This is a genomic window from Roseovarius tolerans (assembly GCF_028885395.1).
GTDB lineage: Bacteria > Pseudomonadota > Alphaproteobacteria > Rhodobacterales > Rhodobacteraceae > Roseovarius > Roseovarius tolerans.
This window is the reverse complement of the sequence record NZ_CP118494.1, coordinates 110,333-125,659: the sequence shown is the minus strand read 5'-3', so window position 1 is coordinate 125,659 and position 15,327 is coordinate 110,333. Positions and strand designations below refer to the sequence as shown.

General features: G+C 64.7%; 13 protein-coding genes and 1 pseudogene. 8 read left to right on the top strand and 6 right to left on the bottom strand.

The annotated features are described in order from the left end of the window. Nucleotides 1–25 precede the first annotated feature (25 nt). Genes PVU19_RS00550 through PVU19_RS00535 form a run of 4 tightly spaced genes read right to left on the bottom strand, consistent with a single transcriptional unit; the run spans nt 26 to nt 3,122 of the window. Entirely contained in the window at nt 26–511 is a 486-nt protein-coding gene (locus tag PVU19_RS00550; protein ID WP_050663891.1) for a flavodoxin family protein, read from the bottom strand. 54 nt (nt 512–565) lie between these two features. Continuing rightward, nucleotides 566–1,234: an NnrU family protein gene (locus PVU19_RS00545; RefSeq protein ID WP_050663871.1), complete on the bottom strand. Its 669-nt coding sequence runs from the start codon at nt 1,232–1,234 to the stop codon at nt 566–568. A 2-nt stretch (nt 1,235–1,236) separates the two neighbouring features. After that, a complete protein-coding gene (locus PVU19_RS00540; RefSeq protein WP_274789855.1) occupies nt 1,237–2,445 on the bottom strand; it encodes an NnrS family protein in 1,209 nt (402 codons plus the stop codon). After that, nucleotides 2,442–3,122, bottom strand: a complete 681-nt coding sequence (locus PVU19_RS00535) for a 5-formyltetrahydrofolate cyclo-ligase (RefSeq protein WP_050664205.1) — start codon at nt 3,120–3,122, stop codon at nt 2,442–2,444. The genes PVU19_RS00540 and PVU19_RS00535 overlap by 4 nt, the downstream gene beginning before the upstream one ends. A 127-nt stretch (nt 3,123–3,249) precedes the next feature. Here PVU19_RS00535 and PVU19_RS00530 point away from each other — a divergent pair, with 127 nt between their 5' ends. Further along, a complete protein-coding gene (locus PVU19_RS00530) occupies nt 3,250–3,663 on the top strand; it encodes an RrF2 family transcriptional regulator (protein WP_050664204.1) in 414 nt (137 codons plus the stop codon). A 15-nt stretch (nt 3,664–3,678) separates the two neighbouring features. Here the strand turns inward: PVU19_RS00530 and PVU19_RS00525 are convergent, their stop codons facing one another. Beyond that, the gene (locus tag PVU19_RS00525; RefSeq protein WP_050664203.1) at nt 3,679–6,042 is read right to left on the bottom strand and encodes a 1-deoxy-D-xylulose-5-phosphate synthase N-terminal domain-containing protein; all 2,364 of its coding nucleotides are present in this window, start codon (nt 6,040–6,042) and stop codon (nt 3,679–3,681) included. Between the two features lie 110 nt (nt 6,043–6,152). Between PVU19_RS00525 and PVU19_RS00520 the strand changes: the two genes are divergently transcribed. The 5 genes and pseudogenes from PVU19_RS00520 (at nt 6,153) to PVU19_RS00500 (ending at nt 11,824) form a co-directional block, all read left to right on the top strand. Continuing rightward, nucleotides 6,153–6,623, top strand: a complete 471-nt coding sequence (locus PVU19_RS00520; RefSeq protein ID WP_050664202.1) for an Lrp/AsnC family transcriptional regulator — start codon at nt 6,153–6,155, stop codon at nt 6,621–6,623. Between the two features lie 139 nt (nt 6,624–6,762). Further along, on the top strand, nt 6,763–8,478 hold the full coding sequence (locus PVU19_RS00515) for a PHA/PHB synthase family protein (protein ID WP_050664201.1): 1,716 nt from the start codon (nt 6,763–6,765) through the stop codon (nt 8,476–8,478). Nucleotides 8,479–8,490: 12 nt separating this feature from the next. Beyond that, nucleotides 8,491–9,250 (top strand): annotated as a pseudogene (gene fabI, locus PVU19_RS00510) (enoyl-ACP reductase FabI). Beyond that, entirely contained in the window at nt 9,237–10,655 is a 1,419-nt protein-coding gene (locus PVU19_RS00505) for a bifunctional enoyl-CoA hydratase/phosphate acetyltransferase (RefSeq protein ID WP_050664207.1), read from the top strand. Before fabI ends, PVU19_RS00505 begins: the two are co-directional and overlap by 14 nt. Continuing rightward, the gene (locus PVU19_RS00500; RefSeq protein WP_050664200.1) at nt 10,655–11,824 is read left to right on the top strand and encodes an acetate/propionate family kinase; all 1,170 of its coding nucleotides are present in this window, start codon (nt 10,655–10,657) and stop codon (nt 11,822–11,824) included. The genes PVU19_RS00505 and PVU19_RS00500 overlap by 1 nt, the downstream gene beginning before the upstream one ends. Before the next feature lie 72 nt (nt 11,825–11,896). On the opposite strand, the gene PVU19_RS19370 is transcribed toward PVU19_RS00500, so the two are convergent. Next, the gene (locus PVU19_RS19370) at nt 11,897–11,950 is read right to left on the bottom strand and encodes a hypothetical protein (RefSeq protein ID WP_369038192.1); all 54 of its coding nucleotides are present in this window, start codon (nt 11,948–11,950) and stop codon (nt 11,897–11,899) included. A 680-nt stretch (nt 11,951–12,630) separates the two neighbouring features. On the opposite strand from PVU19_RS19370, the gene PVU19_RS00490 reads away from it, so the two are divergent. Together PVU19_RS00490 and PVU19_RS00485 are read left to right on the top strand one after the other, a co-directional pair. Next, nucleotides 12,631–14,139 carry a hypothetical protein gene (locus tag PVU19_RS00490; RefSeq protein ID WP_152911707.1) on the top strand — a complete coding sequence of 503 codons (1,509 nt, stop codon included), beginning with the start codon at nt 12,631–12,633 and terminating at the stop codon, nt 14,137–14,139. Nucleotides 14,140–14,382: 243 nt separating this feature from the next. After that, complete coding sequence (locus PVU19_RS00485) at nt 14,383–15,144, top strand: VPLPA-CTERM sorting domain-containing protein (RefSeq protein ID WP_050664197.1); 762 nt, start codon at nt 14,383–14,385, stop codon at nt 15,142–15,144. Nucleotides 15,145–15,327: the final 183 nt, after the last annotated feature.

Here is a 15,327-nt window from a genome sequence, read left to right as displayed (position 1 = left end):
GCCTCTCGGACGCTTGAAGGCCCTCTCAGAACATGCCCATCTCAAGACCGGCGGCGAGCGCCTGACCGATGTCGCGGCATTGCGCCAGATCCGCCTCGGGGATCGTCTTGGTGGCAAGGATCGCCTCGGGGCTCTGGGCATGGGTGCAGATGATCAGCGGGTCCTGAACCGCGCGCAGCCGCCAGCCTTGGGCGATGCGGGCGGTCTGGCGGGCGGCGTTTTCGCCATCTGATCCGGCGCAGATCATCTGCGCATAGGCGCGCCCCTCGATGCGGCCCAGCACCGGGTAATAGCACCGGTCGAAGAAATCCTTCATCACGCCAGACAGCGCGGCGAGGTTTTCCGGGGCGCAGAAGAGATAGCCATCCGCCGCCAGCAGATCCTCCGGCCCGGCCTGATCGGCGGGCAGGAGCGAGGTCTCGGCCTCGGCCCTGGCGGCGTGATACGCGGCCTCTGCCATTTGCTGGCTGCCGCCGGTGCGCGAGTGATAGACGATGAGCAGCTTTGCCATAAGCGCAAGGTAACGGCGATGCAGGCGCTTGACCACAGGCCTCGGCGTGCGGGGTCAGGGCAGCGGGCTGACCCCGAACAGATGCGGGTGCAGCCAGATCAGCGTGGCATAGAGCAAAAGCCCCAGCACGGCGCGTATTGCAGTCGCCAGCCATGATGCGGGGCGCGGTGGCGCGGCCTGCGTTGCCGCGATCAGCCGGTCCCAGTCGGCGCCCATGTCGCGGCGCTTGCGTCGGTCGATGATCCGGCCCCCGAGCGTGGCGAAGGTGGCGAAGGTGCCAAAGAGAAGCGCATGAGCGAGATCGCCATTGGGTACGAGATGCGCCCCGGCCCAGAGCGCGAGTGCCACGAGCAGGGGGTGGCGTGTCAGCCGAACGATGCCGGGCCGGGCCGGATCGAAGCGCGCATTGCCCGCGTCGCCGAACGAGAACGGGTTTGGCCGTGCGAGTGCCGTGGCCAGCAAAAGACAGACCAGCAGCATGAGCGCCAGCGTCACGTGGTTCTGCCAGGGGGACCATCCCCAGAGCGGCAAAAACGGCGCACGGCCCGCCGCGCCGATAAGCCAGACCAGAACGGCGAGCGACAGGAATGAATAGAATAGCGTGAACCCGACCCGCCCCAGCCGCGCCTGCAACCACGGCTTCAGCGGCGGGCGTACCGGCAGTGAATGCGACAGGAAGAATACGAAGAACGCCGCCACGAATTCAAGCCAGCCCGTCAACATGGTCAGCCTGCCTTGGCCGCTGGGGCGCGCAGCAGGGCCGGGCCATAGAGCAGCGCAAAGCCACCAAAGGCCGCGATCCAGGCCAGCCCCGAGGCGGCGTAGAGCAACGGGGCCGCGTCAGGCCAGAGCCCGGCGGCAAGCCGCAGCAGAACCGATGCAACGAGGGCGATATAGAGCGCGACCGTGCCCGGCCCGGCGGTCAGGGGCTGTCCGGTATGGCCCAGCGTTGCACGGGTCATCACCGCCAGCGTCATCAGGCCAAGCGCGCCTGCCATCCAGAGATGCTGCGCCGCCGTACCGCCCAGACTGCCGGGCCAGATCGCCTCGACCCCCAGCGCGAGCGCGCCGAAAGGCAGAAAGGCATAGGCGACATGCAGCACGAGCACGAGCGGTTCGCGCGCGGTGCGGTCGCCCGCCCAGCGCGCCAGCCGCCAGATCTGCAGCGCCCCGGCGGCCAGCAGGGCCACGCCGGTCGGCACGCCAAGCGGCAGTGCGACCCAAAGCAGAATGGTGGCCAGCAGGGCCAGAAGGGCGAGTTTGTCAAACCGTTGCATCGGTGGGGCAGGCAGCCGCCCCGCGCCGCGTTTGACCAGCCAGTTGCGGGTAAAGGAGGGCACGATCCGCCCGCCGATCACGGCGATCATCAGGATCGCGGCCCCAAGGCCCAGCCGCAGCCCGTAGCCTTGTGCCGCGTAAGTGCCCTGCGCGGCCTCCCAGTGGAAGAGGGCGTTGCCGGTGGTAAAGCCCGCGAGCATCATCAGCACCAGCAGGTTACGCCAGTTCTTGCCTGCCACGATCTCGCGCAGGATGGCGAGGCCCAGAACGACGGGAAAGGCCAGATCGACCCCGGCCACAAGCCCCGGGGGCACGTCTGCCGAGAGGGCGACCGCCAGTCGCCCGCCGCCCCAGACCAGAGCCAGCGCCCCGAGACGCCAGCCCACGATCGGCAGACGGCCGGTCCAGTTCGGCACCGCGGTCAGGAGAAATCCGGCGATCACCGCGCCGAGATAGCCGAACAGGAATTCATGGGCGTGCCAGCTGACCGGATCGAGTGCAGTGGGCAGCACCAGATGCCCCGACAGCATCGGCACCCAAAGGGCCATGGCCAGCGCCGCCCAGACCGCCGCCCCGAAGAAGAACGGACGGAACCCATAGGTCAGGATGGCCGGACCGGTCCAGGCCCGCATCTGCGAGGAGGTTGTTGCGGTCATTGCGACGCTGTCCTTTCGGTTGCAATACCGGCCTCGGTCAGGATGAGATCGAGCGGGATGTCATGGGGTTGTGGGTGGATCGTGGTCAGCCGTGCCGCCTGATACCCGATGCCGATGGTGAACGGACGCGGCGACACTGCGGCCAGCGTGCGGTCGAAATAGCCGCCGCCATATCCGAGGCGATAGCCATCGTCATCCCAACCGACCAGCGGGGCGAGCGTGATCGCGGGCGTCAGCCGGTCGGCCTCGGGGGGCGGCACCGGGATGTTCCAGTCGCCGCGCTGCATGCGTGTCTCGGGCGTCCAGTGACGAAAGACCAGTGGCGTGGCCTTTTGCTCGACCAGCGGCAGCGCGATCACCGCGCCCTCTTGGTGCAGGGTTGCCATCAACGGGCGCAGGTCCGGCTCTGCCTTGATCGGCCAGTAGAACGAGATGATGCGGCCCCGAACGCTGCCGAAACGCTGGGTCAGCAGGGTGCGCAGATGTGCTTGCAGCGCGTGGGATATGGTATCCCGCTCGGTTACGCGCAGGGCGTCGCGGGCCGTGCGCAGCTGCGCACGCGTGTCACGGCGCCAGCGGGCCACATCGTCCGCTGCATCCGCACTCGGGTCTGAGTAGGCGGGGTCCACCTCGGCGGCGAGGCAGGGGGGCGAGGCATATGTCCGGTCGGTGCTCATGCGCTGGGCCACGTGGGGGTTGGGGTACGGGTTGTCATGGCGGCGAGGCCTTTTGCATGAATAAGTATTTCAAATACCGATTATACTGCTATACTCGGATTTGCAAACACAATCAGGGAACGCGACCTTGCGCCTCACCTCTTTCACCGATTACGGGCTGCGCGTGCTGATGCGCCTTGCGGGCGCGCCGGAGCGCGCCTTTTCCACCACCGATCTTGCGGCGGAATTCGGGGTGTCGCGGCATCATCTGGCCAAGGTCGTCTCGGTGCTGGCCGCCGCTGGACTGCTGGAGACACGGCGTGGTGGCGGCGGTGGCGCGATGCTGGCACGGCCCGCCGAGACGATCCGTATCGGCGATGTCGTGGCCCTGCTCGAATCGGATCAGGCCGTTGTCGAGTGTTTCGCGCCGGGCGGACATGGCTGCACCCTGATGCCGGGCTGTCGGCTCAAATCCCGGCTTGCCCATGCCGAGGCCGCGTTCATCGCCGATCTCAACCGGAGCACGCTGGCCGATTGCACCTATCGCCCCGACACCGTCTGAGGCGCGGCGTGCCGGTCACGCCATGATCCGACGCCCGGGCGTGAGGGCGGCGACCCGGTCGGCGATGGCACGCGCGTCGATCCCGTGATGGCGATAAAGATCTCCGATGGTGCCGGTCTGGCCGAAATGCTCTACCCCGAGCGGGATCGTCCGATGCCCCGCGACCGAGCCGAGCCAGCCGAGCGTGGCCGGATGCCCGTCGATCACGGTGACAAGCGTGCAATGCGGCGGCAGCGTCGCAAATAGCTGTTCGACATGGCTCTGGGCCTTGGCGTTGCCGCGCGTGCGCTCGCGCTGCGCGGCGGTCCACCCGGCGTTGAGCCGGTCAGCGGAGGTGACGGCGAGCACGGCGACGTCTCGGCGATGCCCGGCGATCATCCCGGCGGCGGCAATCGCCTCATCCGCGACGGCCCCCTGATAGGCGATCACCACATCGCAACCCGGCCCCGGTGGGCGCAGCCAATAGGCCCCGTCGATGGCGCCCTGACGAAACGCGTCATCGGCGCGCTTGCCGGGCTGTTCCAGCGGCTTGGTGGTCAGCCGCAGATAGACCGAGCCGCCGGTTTCATCGCGCAGCCATGTGCGCTCGTCCGGGTCGCCCTCGCCCTCGCGTTGCATGTAGTCGAAGGCCCATTCCATGATCACCGCCAATTCGTCGGCAAAGGCGGGCTCGAACGCGGCAAGCCCGTCCTGGCTCATCCCGATGAGGGGGGTGGCCAATGATTGATGCGCGCCGCCTTCAGGGGCCAGCGTGACACCCGAGGGCGTGCCCACCAGCAAGAACCGCGCATCCTGATAACAGGCATAGTTGAGCGCATCGAGACCACGGCTGACGAAGGGATCGTAGAGGGTGCCGATGGGGATGAGCCGCTTGCCCCAGAGACTGTGCGCCAGACCTGCCGCCCCAAGAAGCAGCATCAGGTTCATCTCGGCGATGCCCAGTTCGATATGCTGGCCCTCGGGTGAGAAGTTCCATTTCGCGGTCGAGGCGATGCGATGCTCGATGAACGCGTCCTTCTGCTCGGTCCGCGAGAAGAGATTGCGCCGGTTCACCCATGGCCCGAGGCCGGTGGTGCCGGTGACATCCGGTGAAGTGGTGAGGATGCGGGCGGCAAGATCGCTGTCGCCGCGTGCCAGATCGTCGAGGATCTTGCCGAATGCCATCTGGGTCGAGATGTCCCGGCTGGTGTCGAGCGCGATGGCGGGCACTGGCAGGCGCGCATCGGCATGGCGGCGCGGCCCCTGGGCAAAGAACGGCACCTGCGCGAGGAATGTCTTGAAGCCGTCCACGTCCTCGATGGTCGCCAGCGGCTCCCATTCCTGCCCCTCGGGCACGCTCATATGGGCCTGCCAGTCGGCCATCTGGGCCTTGGTCATCAGCCCGCCGTGATTGTCCTTGTGCCCGGCAATGGGGGTGCCCCAGCCCTTGATCGTGTAGGCGAGAAAGCAGGTCGGGCGGTCGTGGTCGATGGCGGCAAAGGTCTCGGCCATGGTTTCCACGCAGTTGCCGCCGAGATTTTCCATGAGGTCGGCCAGTTCGCGGTCGCTGCGCCGCTCGATCAGCGAGGTCACGTCGCCCTGATCGCCCAGATCGTTCATCAGCCGTTCGCGCCAGACCGCGCCGCCCATATAGGTCAGCGCGGAATATTCGGCATTGGGGCAGGCGTTGATCCATGCGCGTAGCGCCTCGCCGCCCGGCTCGGCAAAGGCGGCGCGTTGCAGGGTGCCGTATTTCACCCGCACCACATCCCATCCGAAGGCGTCGAAGATCTTTTCGATCCGTCCGAACAGCCCCTCGCGCACGATCCCGTCGAGAGACTGGCGATTGTAATCGATGATCCACCACGTGTTGCGCAGGTTGTTCTTCCAGCCTTCCTGCAACACCTCGTAGACATTGCCCTCGTCCATCTCGGCATCGCCGACGAGGGCCACCATGCGGCCGGCAGGGGCATCGGTGCCCCAGTCCTTGGCGGTGATGTAATCCTGAACCATCGCAGCAAGCGCGGTGACCCCCACGCCAAGGCCCACCGATCCGGTGGAGAAGTCCACGTCATCCACATCCTTGGTCCGGCTGGGATAGCTCTGCACGCCGCCATAGCCGCGAAAGTTCTCCATCTTGTCGCGGGTCTGATTGCCCAACAGGTATTGCATCGCGTGAAAGATCGGCGAGGCATGCGGCTTGACCGCGACGCGGTCTTCGGGGCGCAGGGCCGAGAAATAGAGCGCCGTCATGATCGACACCATCGAGGCGGAACTTGCCTGATGTCCGCCCACCTTGATCCCGTCTACCTTGGGGCGGATGTGGTTGGCGTGGTGGATCATCCAGTGCGAGAGCCACAGCAGGCGCTGTTCGACGGTCTTGAGATGGGTGGTTGTCATGCAGGTCCTCCGGTTGGGTCTGTCCTACATGATAGTCGGGACGGGTAATCCGCGAATGCGTTGTCAAAACGCACTTGTTGCGCTGGATTCCAGCGCATAATGTGAACTCTATGGCGAATTCCACTAATATTGACGACTTCGATAAACGAATCCTGCGCATCATCACGAAAAATGGGCGGATATCGGTTCAGGCGCTTGGCGATGCCGTGGGGCTGAGCCCGACACCGGTCGCGCGCCGCCTGAGGCGTCTGGAAGAGCGCGAGATCGTCACCGGCTACAGCGCCATGATCGACGAGACCGCGCTCGGCTTCGATGTGTCGGTGTTTGTCTCGGTCAAGCTCGACCGGCAGATCGACGACGCGTTGCAGGCCTTTGAGAAAGCCATCCTCGCCTTCCCCGAGGTCGTCGATTGCTGGCTGATGACCGGCAGCCGCGATTATCTGCTGCGAGTGGTCACGCGGTCGATGTCCGAATTCGAACAGTTCCTTGTCGGCAGCCTGACTCGGGTCAAGGGGGTCGCCGAGATCGAAAGCTCGATCCCGTTGCGCCGGGTCAAGCAGACCGGATCACGAACGCCTTGACCGCAGAGCGGTGGATTTTTGTGCAGATGCCATGGTGCATGGCCCTGTTTCGCCGTTCCGGCCAGTTTTTCTGCGACTGCATTGTCCCTGTTACATAAAGCTGCGAGGCAAGGACGCCGAAAGAAATGTGAGGGCTACTATGACCGCAGGGCAACCATCTCCGGATGACCATACCGATTACCATGATTTCGCCGACCGCATGTCGCGCATGATGATCGCGCAGATGACCGGCGGCATGGCACCGTCGGCGCTGTGGCAGGCGATGGCGGATTGGTCGGTGCATCTGGGCACCGCACCGGGAAAGCAGGCCAAGCTGGCGGAAAAGGCCATGCAAGCCCCCGCGATCCTCGCAAAGCGCGCGCTCAACGCCGAGACGGCGGACCCAATGCCGCAGGATCGCCGGTTCGCGTCTGATCACTGGAACAATCCGCCGTTTTCGACGCTGCGCGACGGGTTCCTGCTGACCGAGGAGTGGTGGCAGACCGCGACCACCGATGTGCGCGGCATGACCCCCGCCAACGAGGCGGCGCTGAGTTTTGCCGTGCGGCAGGCGCTCGATACGATGGCACCTAGCAATTTTCCCCATCTCAACCCCGAGGTGCTGGCCCGCGCGCGTGACACGCAGGGCGGCAGCGTCATGCAGGGGCTGATGAACACGGTTGCCGATGTCGGGGCCCCCAAGGAGATGCCGTCCGATCTGAGGCTGGGCAAAGAGATTGCCGCGACGCCCGGAAAGGTGGTGGCGCGCAGCCATCTGGCGGAACTGATCCAATACAGCCCGACCACCGACACGGTGCATCCCGAGCCGATCCTGATCGTGCCTGCATGGATCATGAAATACTACATTCTCGATCTCTCGCCGCATAATTCGCTGGTGCGCTGGCTGGTGGCGCAGGGGCATACGGTGTTCGTCATCTCATGGCGCAATCCGGGGGCCGAGGATCGCGATCTGGGGATGCAGGATTATCTGGATCAGGGGCCGCGCATGGCGCTTGACGCCATTGACGCGATCACCGGGGCGGAGCGTATACACGCTGCGGGCTATTGTCTGGGCGGCACGCTGCTGTCGATACAGGCCGCGGCGATGGCGCGGGCAGGCGATACGCGGCTGGCCTCGATGACGCTGCTGGCGGCGCAGGTGGATTTCTCGGAGGCCGGAGAACTGGCACTTTTCGTGTCGGAGGCACAGGTGGCCCTGCTGGAGGATTTGATGTGGCATCAGGGCTATCTGACCGGCGATCAGATGGCAGGGGCCTTTACCATGCTGCGCTCCAACGATCTGGTGTGGTCGCGGATGATCCATGAAAAGCTGATGGGCGAGCAGACCGAGCCGAATGACATGATGACATGGAATGCCGATTCCACGCGCATGCCCTACCGGATGCATTCGGAATACCTGCGCGGGCTGTTTCTGGAAAACCGGCTGTCGCACGGCAAATACCGGATCGACGGCAAGGCCTTGTCGCTGACCGATCTCGACCTGCCGATCTTTGCCGTGGGCACCGAGACCGATCACGTGGCCCCGTGGAAATCGGTCTACAAGATCCATCACCTGACCGACGCCGATGTCACCTTTGCGCTGACCAGCGGCGGGCATAATGCCGGGATCATCTCGGAGCCGGGGCACCGCCACCGCCATTACCGCATCGCCACCCACCCGCATGCCGACCGCTATCAGGACCCCGAGGCATGGGTTGCCGCCGTGGCCCCGCAAGAAGGGTCGTGGTGGGACGGCTGGGCCGAATGGCTTCGGGCGCGGTCTGGCGACCCTGTCGCGCCGCCGCCGATGGGACGGCCCAAGGCGGGGTATGAGGCGATTTGCGATGCGCCCGGCAGCTATGTGTTTCAGAGGTAAGGACAGGCCATGATGCTCAAGGACAAGGTCGGTCTCGTGGTCGGGGTCGCCAATGATCACTCCATCGCGGCGGGCTGTGCCACGGCCTTCGCGCGCGAGGGGGCACGGCTGGCGCTGACCTATATGAACGACCGCGCGCTGCCGCATGTGGAGCCGGTGGCGAAGGCGGTCGGGGCCGAGGCGCTCATTCCGCTCGACCTCACGCAGCCCGCGCAGCTTGATGCGGTGTTCGATCAGATCACCGCGCTTTGGGGGCGGCTTGATTTCCTGCTGCATTCCGTGGCCTTCTGCCCCAGGGACGATCTGCACGGGCGGGTGGTGGATTGCTCGGCGGCAGGCTTCGGGCAGGCGATGGATATTTCGTGCCACTCCTTCCTGCGCCTCGTGCGAAAGGCCGAGCCTTTGATGCAGGGCGGTGGTAGCCTGCTGACGGTCAGTTATTACGGGGCCGAGAAAGTGGTCGATCATTACAACATCATGGGCCCGGTCAAGGCCGCGCTGGAGGCCGTGACCTGCAATGTCGCGGCGGAACTGGGGCCGCAGGCGATCCGGGCCAACGTGCTCTCGCCCGGCCCGATTGCGACCCGCGCCGCCTCGGGGATCGAGGATTTCGATGAGCTGATGGAAGACGCCCGCAGCCGGGCCCCCGAAACGGCGTCTGGTGACGATAGACGAGGTCGGCTCGGTCGCGGCCTTTCTCGCCTCGGAGGGTGCATCGGGCGTGACCGGCACCACCACCCATATAGATGGAGGACGCCATGTCCGGATGTGACACCATGCCCGAGATGATCGAGAACCGCACGCTGGACGAGTTGCGCATCGGCGAGAGCGCCGAGATGGTGCGCGTGCTGGCTCAGGAGGATATCGAGCTGTTCGCGGTGATGTCGGGCGATGTGAACCCCGCGCATCTCGATGCCGCCTATGCCGACGGCACGCCGTTTCACCATGTCATCGCGCATGGCATGTGGGGCGGCGCGCTGATCTCGGCGGTGCTGGGCACGCGCCTGCCGGGGCCGGGCACGATCTACACCGACCAATCGCTGCATTTCCGGCGGCCCGTCGCAATTGGGGACAGCATTACAGTCCGGGTAAGCGTGGCGCAGATCGACCCTGAGAGCGGCCATGTGACGCTCGATTGCCAGTGCCGCAATCAGCATGGGCAGGTGGTGATCGAGGGTCAGGCCGAGGTGCTTGCCCCCCGCCAAAAGGTCAGCCGCGCGGTCACCGCCCTGCCGATGGTGCGCCTGCACAATCCCGGCGCGCGGTTCCGGGCGCTGGTGGATCGGGCGCGCGCCCTGCCGCCCCTGCCCACGGCGGTGGTGCATCCCTGCGATGCGCTGAGCCTGACCGGCGCGTTACAGGCCGAGGCGGCGGGGCTGATCGCACCGCTCTGGGTTGGACCGAGTGCGAAGATCCTCGCCACAGCTGCGGAGGCGGGTGTCACGCTGGATGCTGAAACGATCATCGACGCGCCGCACAGCCATGCCGCCGCCGAGGCCGCCGTGGCGCTGGTGCATGAGGGTCGCGCCAAGGCGTTGATGAAGGGCAAGCTGCATACCGACGAGTTGCTGGAGGCGGTCCTGGATCATGCCCAGGGGCTGCGGACAGAGCGCCGTCTCAGCCATGTCTTTGCCCTCGATGTGCCGGATCACGAGCGCATGCTGTTCATCACCGACGCGGCGATCAATATCGCCCCCGATCTGCCCGCGCTCGCCGATATCGTGCAGAACGCACTTGATCTGGCCATCGCGCTCGGCATCGAGGTGCCGCGCGCCGCGCTTTTGTCGGCGGTCGAGACGGTGACGGCGAAACTGCCCTCGACCCTGCTGGCTGCGTCGATCTGCAAGATGCATGACCGGGGCCAGATCACCGGCGGGCTGGTTGACGGGCCATTGGCCTTTGACAACGCCATCTCGCCCGAGGCGGTGGCGGCCAAGGGGATCGAATCGGACGTGGCGGGGCGCGCCGATATCCTCGTGGCACCCAATCTCGAAAGCGGCAACATGATCGCCAAGCAATTGATCCATCTGGCGGGGGCCGAGGCAGCGGGCGTGGCGCTTGGGGCGCGGGTGCCGATCATGCTGACCAGCCGCTCGGACAGCGCGGCGGCACGGCTCGCCTCGGCGGCACTGGCGCGGTTGCTGGCGGCCGCGGCGGAGCCGGTCGAGGCCAGCTGATGTCGCGTGTCCTGCTGATCCTCAATACCGGGTCGTCGACGATCAAGTTCGCCCTGCATGGCGAGGATGGGCAGGCCCGGATCGCGCATGGTCTGATCGACGGCGTCGGCCGCGCGCCGCGTCTCATCCTGCATCGCGCAGGAGAGGTGCAGGAGATGCATCCAGATTTCGCGGAGGATGCCGGGACAGAGGCGCTGATCGACTGGCTGCTAACGGTGCTGAGCGACGCTTTGGGGCCGATGGAAGTGGTCGCCGCCGGGCATCGCGTGGTGCATGGCGGGCGTGAGTTCGCGGCGCCGACGCAGATCACCGATGCGGTGATGGCAAAGCTGCGCAGGCTCTGCCCGTTGGCCCCGGGGCATCAGCCCTACAATCTCGCCGGGATCGAGGCGGTGGCGCGGCACTGGCCCGGCACGAGGCAGATCGCCTGTTTCGACACCGCCTTTCACCAGAGCCGCCCGCGCGTGGCGCAGCTTTATGCGCTGCCGCGCGCGCTGAGCGACGAGGGCATCCTGCGCTACGGCTTTCATGGGTTGTCCTATGACCATATCGCCGGGCGTCTGCCTGATGTGCTGAGCGAGCGGCTGGCGCAGGGCCGGGTGATCGTGGCGCATCTGGGCAGCGGGGCGAGCCTGTGCGCGTTGCAGGGCGGGAAGAGTGTCGAGACCACGATGGGCTTCACCGCGCTGGACGGGCTGATGATGGGCACGCGTTGTGGGCAGATCGACCCGGGCGTGGTGCTGCACCTGATGCGGGAAAAGGCGATGGATGCGGATGGGCTGGAGCGGCTCCTGGGGCGGGAGAGCGGTCTGCTGGGGGTGTCGGGGATCAGCCCCGACATGCGCGACCTGCTGGCCAGCCCCGCGCCCGAGGCGGCGGAGGCCGTGGCGCTCTTCGTGCATATGATCCTGCGCCAGATCGGCGCGCTCTCCGCCACGCTCGGCGGGCTAGACGCGCTGGTCTTCACCGCGGGGATCGGTGAACATGCGCCCGAGATCCGGGCACGGGTGATGGACGGGCTGGGTTGGTTTGGCCTTGTGCCGGACGCGGCGGCCAATCAGGCGCAGGACACAGTGATCTCGGCCCCCGAGAGCCGTGTCGTCACCGCCGTGATACCGACCGATGAAGAGGCCGTGATCCTGCGCGCCCTGCTTGCACTCACACCCTGACGAATGACCTCTCGGCAGGTGCTGGTTGGCCAGCACCATGACGGTCTCGAGCGGATAGTGGCGAAATGCGGGTCAGGCTGCGGCGCGGCGGCCGGCGAGGCCAAGCGCGCCAAGCCCGGTGAGCAGAAGGATGATGCCGGCAGGCAGGGGGATTGGCTGCGTCGGATCGGATCGTGATATTAACCGATGACATCATCGAGCGTCTGTCTGGTGGCTAAGCCAGAGATCGTGTTTCTGTCCAAAAACTTGTCGCTCCAACCTCTTCCAGCGTGACTGAGCGAGAGAGCTGACCTCGCTGAGAAGCGCGTCGTTCTGTACGGTGGCATCAAAGACACGCATCTGATTGTACTTTAACGTGATAAGGAATTCGGTCGGCAGGGACACGCACGTAATTTACCGGGCCTCCCACAACGTTTGCCGTGTCACTAGAGGTAAGCCAGTGCTGCCGTTGAACGAATCGGTCATGAGTGTTGTGTCCACCGTTGTGGCACCCGCTGTGTGCGACCCGCCCAGAATGATCAGGCTGCCGAAAATCAATCCCGCAACAGATCTCATATAAATGGTCACACCGCCTGAGAATTAATCGAAATTCCAGAGAAAGCATCTTTCCAAGTGTTAGACGTCGAGAAATGCGCGCCAATCGCCTAAACTCCGAAAGTCACGACTTGGAATGCCAGATGCCTCTTACCGTCACGCGTCGTAAACTGCTCAGATACCTCGCCGGTTTCGGGCTTTTGCCTGGCGCGGCGACCTCTCAGGTGGGTTTGCCCGGTGGGGAGCCCATCCAGGCTGAGGGCGGCAAGGTCATGTTGCGCCTCTCGTCGCTGTCGCGGCTCTTGCCTGGGCGGCGGCTTCTGGCGCGGGTGCGAATCCCCGAAACCAGCGCCCCGGTGCTTGGGTCCGAGGCGCGAGCGGCGGGGCATCGGTTGCTCTGGCGGCTGGTCTTCGAGGGGCGTGCGGCGGGCAATCATGGCGATCTCTATGAAAACCGTGATCGAGCGCATTCCCTGTTGCCGTCCGAGGCGCATCCGCAGCTGACCCATGTCGCCTATGACGAGGAGATGCGTAAGGCGGGGCTCGATTACGGCCTTGCCGGGCCGGTGATCTTTGATGCACCGCTTATAGGCAATTCCTCCACGGCTGTGAAAAACGGCCCGCTCTGGCGGTCGCTGCCGCGCATGGCACTGACCCGCGAAGACGGGCCGCTGACGCTCTATCAGAACTACCTGGCCGGGCAGATCCACGTCTACCCGGAGCATCGCGATCATGATCCGGAACATGGCGATCTCATTCCGGCCAACACGCCTTTCTTTCTGATTTCGCAAGGCTCGTCCGGGTCTGATCGACCTCATCTGGAAGCGCTGGCCATGATCCTTGCGGCCTTTCGTCCCGAGACCAAGAGGTATCTGCACGAAAACCAGCTTCTGGCGCCGACCGTGCAGATGATCTTTCGACGCAGCCTTGCACCGGTACTGAGCCGCGAGGCCTATCTGTCGGGGCAGGCGCATCCATCGGTCGTACCGGCTAACCAGATCAATCTGATGCGTATGGTGCAGCTGGCCAATGCGCTCACGCCCGAGACGGTGCCGCCGATGGTGCGACTCGCAGTTCTGTCCGAGACGGACGCCACCGAAGGGATCGACTATTTCGGCGAGGGGCTGAGCGAGCGGCTGCTCGACACGCCCGTGGCCGTTGCCCGGCTCTGGCGCAGTCATGTGCATCGCCGCAGCATGGTGGTCTCGGTCGAGGCGACGCGTGATCCGCAGGGGCGCAGGCCGACGTTTCTATGGCGTCTTTTGCGCGGAGATCCTGCGCGCACCCTGATCGAGCCGTTGGATGATCGTGGCCTGCGTGCCCGGATCACCGTGGACTGGCAGTTGCCGCGCCCGGTGCCGGGTCAGCCTGACATTCGCTCGAACCGCGTGGATATCGGTGTATTTGCCCGCAGCGGGGATCACGACAGCACACCCGGCCTGATCTCGATCCTGCTGCCGCAGCACGAAACGCGACGCTACGCCCCTGGTCCCGATGGCGAGATGCGCATCGAGCGCCGTGATCTGGGGGTGCCGGAGGGGGGCTATGCCGACCCTGTGCTTTTTCCGCAGAGTGCGTGGCATGATGTCTATCGCTATGACCCGGCGGGCGCGTTGTTGGGTTGGGACCGACAGGGGGCCGATGGCGCGATGCGCTTTGATGCCGCCGGGCAAAGGCAGACCGAAACAGGTACTGCGCCGGTGCGATATGTCGTGGAGCGCGCCCCCGGCGCGGCCCCTCGGATCGTGATGAAAACACAGGGTTTGGATGCGGCGGAGTAGACGAATCTGTGTCGTTTGAAACCCGCGTTTCCTAAAGCGTCCCAATCAAAATAAATTGATGACATTGATGCAAAAATGGCAACAAAGTCAAACACTCATCCTATGGTAGAGGCTCTTTTTAATCAGCGAGTTGATAACGAATATGGCAGGAAAAAGACTGTTTCGTGTCGCAAACCGGGAATATTTTAGCCGAATTAAGAAAACTCACGTAATATTGTTGAATAATTGACTTTGGAGAGACCTATGTCTGTTTTTCAATTGAAAGCCGTGACCTGCGCGATGGCTGTGTCCGGCGCACTTATGGCCGCTCCGGCGCAGGCGGCGACGATCACCGTATCGGTCCTCGATGCAGCTGCCTATAATGGCAGCTTTGACTCGGGATCGAATGTGGGTGAAGACTTCGAAGCCCTCGGCGCCACGAACGGCGAGGGTCAGGTGGCCAATGGATTTGCGACTGCGGTCGGCAACTTCGCGACGTTGGGTGGTCAAGGAACCGGCGGCACAGTCACCGGTCTGCCCGGGAACTCGGGCGAACTCCTGGCCTTGCGGGATGGCAATGTCTTCGGTCGCGAAAATATAACGCCTGTTGGTGGCTCGTGGTTCCTCGACAGCAATGACACCTGGGGGATGGACTGGGATGTCGCGCTTGCTGGCGGACGGGCCTTCAGCAAGATCATGTTCGCGCTCAGCGATGCCAGCGATCAGGGGGCGTATCTGCGCATCACCACCGGTACCGATAGCGCCGAAGTGCGCACAGGTGGGACGCTGCCCAGTGGCAATGACAAGCTGGTGATTATCGACTTTGGGGCAGCGGTCACATCGGCCGAGATTTTGCTGGGTAATTTCACCACGTCGGGTGGCACGACGTTCAAGAAGAATGACGGCTTCTCGATCGATGGGCTGCAGGTTGCGGCCGTGCCGATCCCGGCGTCCCTGCTGCTGCTCGGCACCGCGCTGGCTGGCCTTGGCGCGGCCTCTTCGCGCCGTCGCAGGCGCACTGTCTGAACGCGACAATCACATTTGCGCGCTCACTTGGAAACGGTCGCTTTTTGCGGCCGTTTTTCTTTGTCCGCAGGTCGGGGTGATTCGCGTCAGTTACCGTTTCTGTATCTGCAACAGTTCATGTTAAAATCATCAATTAGTGCGAATTTCGCGCTTCAGCCCGCAGTGCTCGCTTTCCAGTTGCAT